Here is a 13192-nt window from a genome sequence, read left to right as displayed (position 1 = left end):
TTAATATTAAAATATACGAGTATTTTTGCGTAGTTATTAACATTTAATTTCTTAAAATAGAAAACCGATTAAGATGTCAATCAATATTCCTTGTTTAGATTTGAATGATTACATAAATGGTTCAGATGAGCAGCGTAAACAGTTTTCTGATGCAATTGGTAAAGCATTTAATGAAACCGGTTTTGTTACCATTAAAAATCACGGATTAAGTGACCAATTAATAGAAGATTTATATTCTCAGGTTAAAGATTTATTTGCTTTGCCGGAAGAGGTTAAGAAAAGTTATGAAAAGGTTGAACTTGCTGGGCAAAGGGGGTATACTAGCAAAGGTAGAGAGCAGGCAAAAGGGGCTAAAACACCTGATTTGAAAGAGTTTTGGCAAATTGGCCAATACGTTGAAGGGGAAGATCTGAGTAAAGAGGTTTATCCTGATAATTTGGAGGTTGAGGAACTATCGGTATTTAATAATATTACCAAAGAAGTGTACAAAAAGCTTGAAGCTGCCGGTAAACTATTATTAAAAGCGATTGCCGTTTATTTAGGCCTGGAGGAAACTTACTTTGATGAAAAGGTTAGAAATGGAAACAGCATTTTACGCTGCATTCATTATTTTCCGATTGAAGATCCGGATGCTATTCCAACAGAGGCCGTTAGAGCGGGTGCACATGAAGATATTAATCTAATTACTTTATTGATAGGAGCCAGTGCCGATGGTTTAGAAGTATTGACAAGAAACAATGAGTGGTATCCGATTAAAGCAGGACAGCAGGATATTGTAGTAAATGTAGGCGATATGTTACAACGCCTTACAAATGGCAAATTAGTATCAACAACACATCGTGTAGTTAACCCTCCCCGCGAACTGATGAAAACTTCACGTTTTTCAGTTCCTTTCTTTTTGCATCCAAAAGCTGACATGGATTTACGAAGTCTTGAATCATGCATTGATGCTGAGCATCCTAAGCAATTCTCTGACATGACTGCTGGTGAATATCTTAATGAGCGTTTAAGAGAAATAGGGTTGAAGAACTAATTTACCAAGCAGATTTTAGCTTATCATATAAAAAGAGCAAAGACATTTGAAGCCTTTGCTCTTTCTTTTTTTCTTAGAATCCTAAGCGATCTTTGTCAGAGTTAACAGTATCTTCATGGCCTGAGGGCTCTTCAAACTTATATTTAGAACAATCCAGCTCAACTTGAACAGAGTCTGGTCGGGTGAAGTCTCCTTTACTGATTTTTAAACCTGCATTGGCATAAACTTTTTTCATGAAGAAGGCCCAAGCCGGTACCGCTGTTCTGGATGCATCTCCTGAGAGATAAACTGTAGGATCCTCAAAACCTGACCATACTCCGGTAACCAAATCAGGAGTTATACCCATAAACCAACCGTCGGCACGACTATTAGTTGTACCGGTTTTTCCTGCAATGGGGTTTGTAAGGCCAAATTTCCAGCGTAAGCGATAGGCCGTTCCGTATTGCTTATCAACGGTGTTTTGCATCATTCTCAACATTACATAAGCTGTTTGCTCGCTTAATACTTGCCTGATTTCTTGAGCACCGCTGTTGTTCTCAAATATCACATTTCCGTTTTTATCTTCTATACGCAGAAGGTAAACGGGTTTGTGCCAAATTCCTTTATTGTCAAAAGTACTATAAGCGCCAACCATGTCAAATAATGAAACGTCAGCACTTCCTAAAGCAATGGAAGGATATTCAGGAATTTCTGAAGTGATACCCATTTCACGGGCAAGTTTTGCTACCGGTTTGGGGCCGACTTCTTGCATTAAGCGCGCTGTAACCAGGTTGATTGAACGAGCAAGGGCTTCAGTCAAAGTATACATTTGTCCGTCAGACTTTCCATCTGCATTTTTAGGAGACCACCCATCAATATCAATTGGCGAGTTGGGCAAACGTTGGCATGGCGAAAATCCGTTTTCAATTGCTGTAGCATATAAAAACGGCTTAAATGTTGAACCTACCTGGCGAAGACCAACTTTCACTTGGTCATATTTGAAAAACTTAAAATCGTTTCCTCCAACCCAGGCTTTTACTTGTCCTGAATGTGGATCCATCGACATTAATGAACCTCTTACAATTCGTTTATAATATTTAATGGAATCCAGCGGAGACATAACCGTGTCAATCGGGCCCTTCCAGGAGAAGACGGTCATTTTTATTTTATTATTGAAATCTCGCTTTATACTATCTGGTGATGCCCCCGATTCTTTCAACTCCCGGTAGCGGTCACTACGTTTCATTGCGATATCAATTACTTCGGGAACTTTTGCCCAAGGTGATTGATTTTTGATAGTAGATTGCAATTCCATTAAATGCTGCTTAATAGCATCCTCGGCATATTCTTGCATGCGAGAATCAATCGTAGTATAAATCTTTAATCCGTCACGGTATAAGTCATACGGAGTACCGTCTGCTTTTGATTTGATAGTGCCATTTTCTAACAGCTTAGAGATTTCTGTCCGGAGATACTCTCTAAAGTAGGCGGCTAACCCTTCATTATGGCTTTCAGGGTTATAATCAAGTTTAAGAGGTCGGGATTTTGCTAAAGAGGCATCTTCTTTACTTAGTACATCGCTTTTACGCATCTGCTCTAAAACGGTATTCCGGCGAGACAATGCACGCTCCGGGTAGCGGATAGGAGAGTAGTAAGAAGGGCCTTTTAGGATTCCGATAAGCAATGCGGCTTGTTCTACCGAAAGTTTATCAGGGGTGGTATTGAAAAAGGTACGCGAAGCGGTTTTTATACCGTAGGCATTACTGCCGAAATCAACAGTGTTTAGGTACATTGCTAAGATCTCTTGCTTGGTATAATTGCGCTCAAGTTTAACTGCCGTAACCCATTCTTTAACCTTGGTTATTATGATATTAGTTTTTTGACGACCAAATAATTTTTTAGCCAGCTGTTGGGTAATAGTACTTGCACCTTGGCGTTTTCCTATCAAATTATAAAAAACGATGGTAAATGTGCGACTGAAATCAATACCTGAATGCTCATAAAAACGGGTATCTTCAGTAGCGACAAGTGCATTTACGATATTGGGTGAGAGTTCACTGTATTTTACAAATGAGCGATTTTCAAGGTAATAGGTGCCAATTGTTTTACCATCTCCAGAAATTACTTCTGAGGCAATGTTGCTTTTAGGATTTTCAAGGTCTCTGAATGAGGGTAGCCTGCCGAACAAACCAAGTGCAATGGATAAGATAAAAAGTGCTAATAAACCGACGCCGCCCAAAACAAGCAGCCAAAAATTTTTAATATACCTGCGTAAGTCGTCTTTGCTTAACTGAGATTTGGTCATTATAAATATTAAAAGTTAATTCTAAAGTAGTTTCTGTAATCTTCTACAGTTTGTTGATTAATCAGTCTTGCAAAGTTATCAGTTGTTATGATGAAAACGTTGTATTTGTCATCTGGTAGACCTACTACATCTGATCTATAGTCCATAAATTTTCGAAAATAACCTTTCGCTGTTTCAAGATCATTAAATTGACTCACCGAAATTAACTGTGTTTCATTATTTATGGTTTTACTACTGTGCAAATAGTTTTTATCGGCAAAAAGTGAACGGTTAAACTGCCCAATTCCTAAACGGATACGGTTTAGGTTGGCATTGGCATTGTTCACTGATACAACCAATACATATTTAGCCTCAGGAGTAGCTTTCTTGAAATAACTTTTTGCCTCGGCCAATTCTTCTTCACGCTTGCGTTGTTCCTCTTCATTGCGCTTCTCTTCTTCAAAACGTTTTGAAATAATTGCTGCATTTGTTGTAGTTGCATAAGAAGTGCCTTCTAAGGCGAGTGTTCTGGTCTCAAATTCAGTACGGTTTTTCTCAATTGAAGCAATGAACATACCTGCTTGCTTTCCTGCATTTTCATTGGGGAATGCTGCTTCAACCTTTCGTAATTCAGCTTCAAATTGTTGAGGTTTTTGTGTGTGACCAACAGCCATAGTAGCTAACAAGGCAAATTGGGATTTTAATGAACTGTTGGCCTCTGCTCCTTGAAATTTCTTATGCGCCTCAATAACCTTTTCGTATTCATGGTTTTGAAAATCGGTATAAGCTGTTTCATAAAGTTCCTCAGCTTGCTTCTGGGTGGCGGTATGGGCTAAAGTTGCTCCCGGATTTCGCAAGGCTGCGGTATATGATGAGGCCGGATATTCATTTATCAAGCGATTTTTAATCGCGTCAGCTTTTATATTATTTCCATTTAAACCATACAAGCGATGCAAGTTATAAAGCACTTCATCAGTGTTTCTTAACTCCATAGGATTATTAACTGCCAATTCGTAATATTTGATGGCATTGTTATACTCCTCTAGGTCGTTATCGTAAATGGCTGCAAGTTTTAAGGCCGCCTGTTGTTTCAATAAGTTTGAAGAGTCTAGTTTGGCAGGGGTAAGTGGCAGGGTTCCAAGCAGCCTGGATTTGATTTTTTCAGGTTGAGCCGGATCCATTTTCTCTAAATCGAAAGCAGGGTCGTTATCGAACAGCTTATTGTTGGCAAAGGTCTGGGAACTGCTAATGCGCCAATTATCTTCCAATTGCCTGTTACCCCATCTTCTTATAAATTCATTGTAACCGGCAGCAATGGCGTTGTGGTTATAAAAATACCAAGTAGAACCTGTTCCTTCAGTGTTATCAAAGCGATTAATGGCTTGTGTATTATAATAAGTTGAGAATTGATTTTCTTGTAACTTGCTTTCACGAATTCGATTTTGAATTTTAGTAACCTGCTGATCAATTATTTTATTACGCTCGGCTTCAGGCATAGACGCCACTCGCTGTAAGCTGTCCTCACGATCTATAGTTCTTATATCTGCAATCAGTTCATTCAATTTGGTACTGCGCTGGATGATTTTGTCATAATCAGGTAAGTCACGCTGAACAAAGGTTCGGGTACTGTCGTAGTACAAACGAGCTTTATCATAATCTTTTTTATTAAAATAGATATTGGCTATTTGTGAATAGGACAGTGCTTTTTGATTCAAATTTTTATCGCTATTGGTTGCTGATTTACTGAACAAGGTAACCGCAGAATCTATCTGATTTTTACGTTGCGCAATTGCTCCTAAAACGAAGTAGATTTGATCTTTGTAATCAGCATTCTTGTCATCCTTAAGTAAATCGTTCAGCTTTCTAACTAAATCATCAGTGTTGCCGCCTTCAGAGAGGTTGGTTAATTTGAAAGCATTAATCTTAGCGGCAAGTTCAAGCTCATAAGTAATACCCAATCCTTGTACCTGTTTAAAGGCATTGGTAGCCTCAGCGTATTTTTCATTTTTTTCAAGAACTTGACCAAGTACATAATAAAAATAGGCCCTAGCTGGCTTTTCATTTTTTAATGATCTGACAGTCCGCTCAAGTATGTTTGCTGCCTTCTCATAGTTTTTTTGGTTGATATTAAATTGTGCAATTGCCGAAAGAACAAATTTTTCAGATTTTTTAGCATCAGCAAGATTTGCCTCTGCCATTTCAAAAGCGGTAACAGCATCTGCAGTAAGCTTGTCTTGCATTTTTGATAAACCAACCCACGCCAGTGCTTCAACCTTTAAATCCCTGTTTGGGAAGGTGTTGTAGATATATTGAAAGGTTTGTGCTGCATTAAAAAAATCGCCTTTGTAGAAATAAGACTTTCCAACCATTAGGTATGCGTCATCAGTCCACTTACTAGCTTTGTGATTGGCAATTACCTTTGAGCATTTTTCGATCACTTGATCCATATTGGTTGCCATTGAAGCTGCTGCACTTTCATCAGGAAGCTTTAATAAAGGCAAAATGTTAGAATACGAAAACGAATAACTGTTCTCAAAATTGGTTACATCTTTCCTGAAAATTTCTTTGGCATTAAAATAGGCATTAAACTTAGCTGTTGTATTATGATAGGTGCCTTTCACAACCCCTATACGGTTGCCCAAAGGATCTCTCATTTTACAGGCTCCGGCTGCTAATAACATGATGCAGCATAATGCTCCAAATAGATTGGTTCTGAACGGCTTTTGCAATGGTTTGTACCTTTTGATATTGACAAATATAAATGATTGCAATTAAGTATATGAATGATGTGAACTACCCATTTGCTAAAGACAAATGAGCTTCGGACTTCAACGCCTTGTGCTTCTTTTCAGAAGTCTTATTTAAGGCTCTGCCCGTGTTATCGGAGAGTTCCGCCCCGATTATTCTTAATCCTTCTTCAAGGATATTTTTACTTGCATTTATGTCCCTGTCTAAAGTATGCCCATTTGGACAAGTCCATATTCTTTCAGAAAGAGTTAAGTCCTGATGGATATATCCACATTCGTTGCAAGTCTTTGACGATGGATAGAAGCGATTGATTTTAACGATTCGCTTATCATTCCAGCTTGCTTTATATGCTAAAAGCTTGACGAATGTTCCCCAACTTGCATCAGCTATATGCTTTGCAAGTTTATGGTTTGTCATCATTCCCTTTACGTTCAAATCTTCCAAACATATAATATCGTACTCATTGGTTATCTGTGTAGATACTTTATGCAACAAGTCAAGTCTTGCATTTGCAATCTTTTCATGTATTGCAGCTACTTTTAGTCTTTGCCTGTTTCGACTGTTTGAACCTTTTACCTTTCTTGAAAGATGTTTTTGTGCTTTTGCTAATTGCCTTTCATATCTTTTTAAATGATAGTTATTTTTAAACCTTGTACCATCGGAAGTAACCGCAACATCTTTAATTCCTAAGTCAATACCAACTTGTTTTTTCGTTGGTTGAATTTGCGTATGCTGCACTTCACAAAGAATAGAAGCAAAATAGTTACCTGTCGGTGTTTTTGAAACTGTGCAATGTTTCACTTGGCCTCTTAATTCCCTGTGTTCAATTATTTGGATACCCTCTTTGAATTTAGGGAAAACCAATTTGCCATGTTCAACCTCAACAAATTGCGGAACAGTGAAACTATTCTTTTTGCGTTTGCTTTTAAAGCGTGGAAATTTAGCATTGCCCCTGAAAAAGTTTACAAAGGCGGTATCTAAACTTCGTAATGCAGTTTGCAAGGTTTGGCTATTGACCGCTTTTAACCACTCCGTTTCTTCTTGCTTCTTTAGCAATGTCAATGAGCCTGCTTGTTTATGGTAATTGTCGGATTTTTTACGTTCCTTATATTGTTCAATTCGTTCATTAAAAAAATGATTGAATACAAAGCGGACACACCCAAAATGCTTATTCAAAAGAACTTCCTGTTCCTTTGTCGGTAACAACGCAAAACGATAGGTCTTATGTATTGTTTTCATTTTCGGTGTAATGATATACTTTTTTTACAAAATCCGCTACGTTTTTTGTAAAACAAACCGATAAGGGTAAAAGATTGTTTCACCAAAACTTCGCTACCATGTCTAAAAAAGTAATCACGTTTCCACAAATCGTTCAAAGCGTTATCTTAAATGCCATCTCATTTTTGTTTGCAAATACCGTAAAAAGCTGCTTGTAGGTGATTGGGATAATGACATGAAGTCTATCTTGCTTTCAATTACTTCTACATCTGATTTTGAACTTGAAGTATTTGAATCTGACATAGACCATAATTTCCTTATTCGCTACATTCCACCTCTTTCGGTTACTTCCATTGTTCGTAAATTGAAGCAGAAAAGCACCCTTGCAATTTGGCAAAAGAACAAAAACATATTGTCAAAGAACTTTTGGAAAGAACACACCTTTTGGAGCGATGGATATTTTGTTTGCTCTATCGGTGAGGCTTCTCCTGAAACAGTTCGTCAGTACATCCTTTCACAAGGTTAGCGTTTGTCGCTTACATCCCATCGGCTAAAGACTGATGGGTTTTACGCTCCTTTTATAAAATTAATTTGAATAGAAAATATAACTTTGCTAACCACCAAACCAAAATCATGCAAAAAAGAAGAAAACTGCTTGAACAATTAAAAATCAAGTATAAACTGGTTGTTCTTAATGATGATACTTTTGAAGAGCAAATCTCTTTAACACTAAACCTCTTAAATGTCTTTGTGGCAGTTGGTTTAAGCGCTATTCTGCTTATCATTCTGTCAACCTTATTGGTTGTATTTACACCTTTAAAAGAATACATACCGGGGTATGCAGATGTTTCTTTAAAGAAAAACGTTACAGAAGCAGCTATTAGGGCTGATTCATTGGAACATTTATTTAGAGCCAACGAGGTTTATTTGAGTAATATTAAGAATGTGATTAATGGAAAAGTGGACAATCGCGTTGCTGATTCTGTTACTCACTTGTCTAAATCGATTGTGGATTTGGATAAAAAATACCCCGCTGAAGTGGAAGAGCTTCGTAATCAATTTGAGGAAGAAGAAAAAAAGTATTCAGTTGCTAAAAATAAACGTTCACTTGCTGATTTAGATTTAACAGCGCCTGTTCAAGGTGAAATTGCGATAAAATATGACTTATTGGCCAATAAACCGTTTCAGGTAATCGAAACTGCTGATAAAGCACCTGTAAAGTCGATATGTGATGGCTTGGTATTGTTTAGCGGATTGACTGTTGATGCAGGTTATGTAATTGTTGTTCAGCATGATGCAAATGTGGTCTCGGTATATAAGCAATGCTCGGGGACAACAAAAAAGTCCGGCAATTATGTAAAAACAGGAGAGACAATTGCAGTTACTGGGAAAAAGGATAAAAGTGCAAATGGTTCGTTACTTGCTTTTGAGCTATGGAGTAATGGGGTTTCGGTGGATCCAAATGAGTATTTTAAGTTTTAAGTTGAAATTTATCCATAATCAAGTTGAATAATTAATTTTACGCAGTTAGCAAACCAAACAATTAAACTATATCAAACCAAACCATGTTTAAAAAAGACAAAACACAACAAGCCGAAGAGGCTGTGTACGGCTCAATAAATCTTATTGGAGCAGGAACAACTATAGTGGGTGACGTAGTAAGCAAGGGTGATATTCGCATTGACGGTACTGTGAAAGGTAACATAAACTCAACTGCCAAAGTGGTTATAGGAAATTCTGGACTGGTGGATGGCAGTATAGTTTGTGCAAATGCTGATATTTCAGGAACTTTACAGGGTGATATTAAAGTGAGTGAATTATTGTTTTTGAAATCTACCAGTAAGTTGATGGGTGACATTAACACGAACAAAATGGTGATTGAATCAGGAGCAATTTTTACCGGTAAATGTAATATGGGCTCCGAAGTTAAATTAACAACCAATAAAGATGACAATGGAAAACTCAACGAACGAAAAGCGGAAAGCGTTGTTGCGTAGTTATGCCCGTTACTCGGGCATGGGTTTTCAAATGATAGCCGTTATAGGCGTATTTGCGTTTGCAGGGGTAAAACTCGACGAGCGAATTGCAAGCCAAACTCCATGGTTTACCATTTTGGGCTGCCTGATGGGTATAGGGTTATCATTTTATTTTGTCATAAAACAACTTAAAGAATAAATTAAAAAGCGGTATGAGTGAGAAACTTTTACCGCTTTTTTGAATTTATTATGCAGCCTTTTTTGACCTTGCTTATCTGGAGTGGATTACTTTGGAAACTACCACTTAATGACAGCCCGTTTTATGCTTACGGCTCTAAAAATACCGATTGCTTGGTTTGTGATATTGCCCTTAGGTGTTGATGGAGCAGGGGAGTAGGCCTGTCCATTGTTATTGATCTGTTTAATAGCTTGTTGATAAAATTCATATACGCTCTTGTCGATACACATGAAGGTAACCGATAAGGAATCAAAGCCATATGAACTTGGATAAAATGTAAGACCATCTGGAGATTCCCCGTCATCCATCTCAAAGCCATTAACATCATTCTTTAATAATTTATCATCAAGAATTGATATCGGCCAAACTCTTCCCAGTTCGCCAAAATAGGCGAACATATCAGGCGTTAGTGATGAAAATAAATAGTAATTTTTTTCTTGAGAATCTTTAAAATAAACAATTGGAATAATTTGCTCGGGTTTTCCTGTGTCCCCTTCTTTATGTTTTAACGCTAAAGAGTCAATTTTTGGGGTCGGAGTCATGTAGGATTCAGCTGTATATTTTCTTCCATCTACTGAAATTTCAAGATAATATGTATGGTTGGGCTTGGCTTTAATTTTATTGCCTTCATAAAATCCTTTTTTATCCATGCCAACATAATTTAGCAGTTTTAATGTGTCCTTTAATCCCTCATCATTTGAAATAACAACTAACGCATTGTTTACCCCTTTGGCTTTTTCTCCTTTTTTAAAAGTATAGGTTAATCGAACGTAATAAGAACCGGGCTCATCAGTAATTAAACCATCAACTACAAGCTTTTGCTGATTGGTTGAATTCGTTAGGTCAATTTCTTCGGCACAGCTTGCTAAATGTATTAGCCCAAGAAACAGTATACTTTTGGAAAGTACCTTCTTTATCATATTTCTAAAATGAAAACTTATAATTAACGGTGGGAACTATGGTATTTAAATATACTTTATAAGCCTTTATATCTGTAAGGTTATAGGGGTCTTGTTTCATATACAAGCTAAACAAGTTTCTTTTGGCATAGACATTGTAAATTTCGAATACCCATTTGCTTTGCCATTTTCTATTTAGATTTTTCGCAGGCTCAAATTGAAGAGATAAGTCTAAGCGATGATAGTTTGGCAGTTTGAAACTGTTTCTCTGCCCATAATCATTAAAAACAACACCTTCATAAAAGAAATTCCCTTGAGGTAAATTTGCCATACCTCCTGAATTGAAAGTAAACAAAGCATTCAGACTCCATTTTTTTGAGAGTTTTCTATTTGCCGATATAGTTAAATTATGGCGCTTGTCGTGTAATTGAGGATAATATTTCCCCTCATTTATACCCGGGATTTTTCTTTCAGATTTTGATAAAGTGTAACTGAACCATCCTGTAAACTTTCCTTTGGTTTTGTTTAAAAAGTATTCCACACCGTAAGAACGGCCATGACCCTGTATGATTTGATTCTCAACATTATTGTTTAGGAAAAGGTCCGCGTTATCAACGTAATCTAAAATGTTATTGCTCTTTTTAAAATAGACTTCAATATTGCTGGTATAATTATTTTCGTTCTCTGAAAAGTTTGCTCCCAAACTAATTTGATCTGTTCTTTGTGGATGTATGTTTTTATTTGAGAGCATCCAAATGTCGGTTGGCCATCCTACTTGTGAATTGCTCAATAAATGCTCATATTGAGTAGTTCTTATGTAAGAACCATAAATTGTTTTTTCAGAAGTGAGTGAATAACTTAATTGTGTCCTGGGTTCAAGTGTCCAGTAAGTGCTATTTATCTGGTTGCTATTGTAAAATGTAGAATCGATTATGTTATGGTTTGAAGAATAAATGTAACTCCATCCTTTGGTCAGATTAAATACATTTGATGCCCTTAAACCTAAATCAAGTTTTAGTTTTGAAGTTAAATCAATATTGCTTTCTACATATATTGCATTTTGAACTCCTTTTTGATTGTTTAGCTTAAAATTCTTGATAACAGAATTAACATAAAGCGGAAAAACCGAACCTGGTTGAATGTTTAATAGCTCAGATTGGAATCCCGATTTTAACGTAACATTGCCTGTTAATGTTTGTTGAAAATCCCCTTTTATACTAAAATTGTTAATGGAAGATTTCCAACGGAAATTTCTGTTCGAATTTTGGTCCAAATCATAGTTGTAGTGGTACTTACTCCAGATAATTGAATAATTCGCAAATAACCGGGGGGTGATAACTTGGTTCCAACGAAAAGTACCATTTGTATTTCCCCAGTTTAACATTCCATTGTCATTGTCAAATAAATAATAGTAGAACTTATCGTTACCATTATATATTGAAAAATAAAATCGATTCTTCTCGTTAAGCTTGTAATTAATTTTAGCATTTATATCGTAAAAATTAATGCGGTTTTTCGTGCTAAAATTTTGTAAACCAGTAATATTGAATTGCTGCAACACATGTCCTAAACCATTAACTACCTGCCCTGCATAAGAATAACGACCTGAAATCATGTAAGAAAGGGAGTCTGGAAGTATTGGGCCTTCTATCATTAAACCGGACGCTAACAAACCAATAGATCCATGGACATTAGTTTGTTTTTCATTGCCTTCCTTCATTTTTATGTCTAAAACAGAAGATGTTCGGCCTCCGTATCTTGCAGGGATATATGATTTATAAAAACTTACATTTTTTACTGCCTCAGTATTAAATACCGAAAGGAAGCCGATGGAATGCGATAGATTATAAACAGTACTTTCATCTAATAAAATGAGGTTTTGGTCATGAGTGCCTCCTCTAACAGATAGATTATTAGTACCCTCATTGCTAACCTGAATTCCTGGAAGAGTTTGAATGCTTTTTAAAACATCAGGTTCGCCGGCCATTGACGGTAATTGTTTAATATCATTTGCATTTAATGAAAAAACACTAATATTGTTCTTGTCGACAATGTTTTTTCTATAATTAATTTGGATTTCCTTTAGATTGATTATTTTAGGTTCTAATGATAGATTTAACCGCTGGGAATAATTAACGGGTAACAACAGTTTTTGATAACCTAAAAAATCAACTACTAAAGTATCGGCCTTATCCAAATTTATACTGTAAAAACCATATGCATTTGTAAACACTCTTAATGATCGTGTATTCAAAGCAACGTTTTCTAAAAGTTCACCGGTATGCTTATCCTTTACTATGCCCTGAACAATAATGCTTTGACTTAAAACCTTTGTGGAAAATAATAGGTTAGAAAAGACGACTAAAATCGAAGCGCTTCTAATTATGCTTTTGTAACTCCTGTTTGATGACTTCATTTATAGCCTCATTTGAGAAAGGATTTGATACTAAATTATTATTAACTACGATAGCCGTTTAATCTGCCCAGTAATGTTGTTATCATAAATGGTTTCCCCTTTGTTACAGGAAATTAAAGCAGTAGCTGTTAAGCCAATAAGAATAAATTTTTTCATTAAAAATGTAATGTAAGATGTAAGGTAAGGTAAGATGTAGGTAATGTAAGATGTAACTTTATAAATTCTGATTTATTAAAATAGAATACCTCCTTTAGTTTTGGTTTGTAATATTCTTAAATATCAATCTGTTTAACGATGTATTAAAAGTTTTGGTTACATGAATTTTTAGCAAGAAGGCATTCAATGAGGATGTTTGCAAAAAAATACATAAGTATAATATAAAAGCCATTTGTTTTTTGAAT

9 protein-coding genes and 1 pseudogene are annotated in these 13192 nt (G+C 36.2%); 5 read left to right on the top strand and 5 right to left on the bottom strand.

Features of this window, described 5'->3' with window-relative positions:
- Positions 1-73 precede the first annotated feature (73 nt).
- Positions 74-1033 (top strand): isopenicillin N synthase family dioxygenase, encoded by a 960-nt coding sequence (locus L2B55_RS17680; RefSeq protein WP_237847584.1) that lies wholly within the window; start codon positions 74-76, stop codon positions 1031-1033.
- 73 nt (positions 1034-1106) lie between these two features.
- Here L2B55_RS17680 and L2B55_RS17675 read toward each other — a convergent pair whose 3' ends face one another.
- The 3 genes from L2B55_RS17675 to L2B55_RS17665 all read right to left on the bottom strand — a co-directional run bounded on the left by L2B55_RS17675 (position 1107) and on the right by L2B55_RS17665 (position 7283).
- The gene (locus tag L2B55_RS17675; RefSeq protein ID WP_237847582.1) at positions 1107-3317 is read right to left on the bottom strand and encodes a penicillin-binding protein 1A; all 2211 of its coding nucleotides are present in this window, start codon (positions 3315-3317) and stop codon (positions 1107-1109) included.
- Positions 3318-3325: 8 nt separating this feature from the next.
- Entirely contained in the window at positions 3326-5977 is a 2652-nt protein-coding gene (porW, locus tag L2B55_RS17670) for a type IX secretion system periplasmic lipoprotein PorW/SprE (protein WP_237847580.1), read from the bottom strand.
- A 112-nt stretch (positions 5978-6089) separates the two neighbouring features.
- On the bottom strand, positions 6090-7283 hold the full coding sequence (locus L2B55_RS17665) for an RNA-guided endonuclease TnpB family protein (protein ID WP_237847578.1): 1194 nt from the start codon (positions 7281-7283) through the stop codon (positions 6090-6092).
- A gap of 133 nt (positions 7284-7416) precedes the next feature.
- Here L2B55_RS17665 and tnpA point away from each other — a divergent pair.
- The 4 genes and pseudogenes from tnpA to L2B55_RS17645 all read left to right on the top strand — a co-directional run.
- Positions 7417-7788: pseudogene (tnpA, locus tag L2B55_RS17660) on the top strand (IS200/IS605 family transposase); the annotation flags it as partial.
- 107 nt (positions 7789-7895) lie between these two features.
- Complete coding sequence (locus L2B55_RS17655) at positions 7896-8744, top strand: murein hydrolase activator EnvC family protein (protein ID WP_237847576.1); 849 nt, start codon at positions 7896-7898, stop codon at positions 8742-8744.
- Positions 8745-8827: 83 nt separating this feature from the next.
- On the top strand, positions 8828-9259 hold the full coding sequence (locus L2B55_RS17650) for a bactofilin family protein (RefSeq protein WP_237847574.1): 432 nt from the start codon (positions 8828-8830) through the stop codon (positions 9257-9259).
- Positions 9216-9437 carry an AtpZ/AtpI family protein gene (locus L2B55_RS17645; RefSeq protein WP_237847572.1) on the top strand — a complete coding sequence of 74 codons (222 nt, stop codon included), beginning with the start codon at positions 9216-9218 and terminating at the stop codon, positions 9435-9437. The genes L2B55_RS17650 and L2B55_RS17645 overlap by 44 nt, the downstream gene beginning before the upstream one ends.
- A 98-nt stretch (positions 9438-9535) precedes the next feature.
- Here L2B55_RS17645 and L2B55_RS17640 read toward each other — a convergent pair whose 3' ends face one another.
- Together L2B55_RS17640 and L2B55_RS17635 are read right to left on the bottom strand one after the other, a co-directional pair.
- The gene (locus tag L2B55_RS17640; protein ID WP_237847570.1) at positions 9536-10396 is read right to left on the bottom strand and encodes a DUF4249 family protein; all 861 of its coding nucleotides are present in this window, start codon (positions 10394-10396) and stop codon (positions 9536-9538) included.
- 4 nt (positions 10397-10400) lie between these two features.
- A complete protein-coding gene (locus L2B55_RS17635; protein ID WP_237847568.1) occupies positions 10401-12791 on the bottom strand; it encodes a TonB-dependent receptor in 2391 nt (796 codons plus the stop codon).
- Positions 12792-13192 lie beyond the last annotated feature (401 nt).

Origin of the sequence: Solitalea lacus (assembly GCF_022014595.1) — a bacterium.
Taxonomy (GTDB): Bacteria; Bacteroidota; Bacteroidia; order Sphingobacteriales; family Sphingobacteriaceae; genus Solitalea; species Solitalea lacus.
Note: the sequence above shows the minus strand (reverse complement) of the source record. Positions and strands in the feature narration are given on the sequence as shown.

Coding starts and splice junctions, on each gene's coding strand:
- L2B55_RS17680 (WP_237847584.1), top strand. CDS start 74: ATGTCAATCAATATTCCTTGTTTAGATTTGAATGATTACATAAATGGT.
- L2B55_RS17675 (WP_237847582.1), bottom strand. CDS start 3,317: ATGACCAAATCTCAGTTAAGCAAAGACGACTTACGCAGGTATATTAAA.
- porW (WP_237847580.1), bottom strand. CDS start 5,977: ATGTTATTAGCAGCCGGAGCCTGTAAAATGAGAGATCCTTTGGGCAAC.
- L2B55_RS17665 (WP_237847578.1), bottom strand. CDS start 7,283: ATGAAAACAATACATAAGACCTATCGTTTTGCGTTGTTACCGACAAAG.
- L2B55_RS17655 (WP_237847576.1), top strand. CDS start 7,896: ATGCAAAAAAGAAGAAAACTGCTTGAACAATTAAAAATCAAGTATAAA.
- L2B55_RS17650 (WP_237847574.1), top strand. CDS start 8,828: ATGTTTAAAAAAGACAAAACACAACAAGCCGAAGAGGCTGTGTACGGC.
- L2B55_RS17645 (WP_237847572.1), top strand. CDS start 9,216: ATGGAAAACTCAACGAACGAAAAGCGGAAAGCGTTGTTGCGTAGTTAT.
- L2B55_RS17640 (WP_237847570.1), bottom strand. CDS start 10,396: ATGATAAAGAAGGTACTTTCCAAAAGTATACTGTTTCTTGGGCTAATA.
- L2B55_RS17635 (WP_237847568.1), bottom strand. CDS start 12,791: ATGAAGTCATCAAACAGGAGTTACAAAAGCATAATTAGAAGCGCTTCG.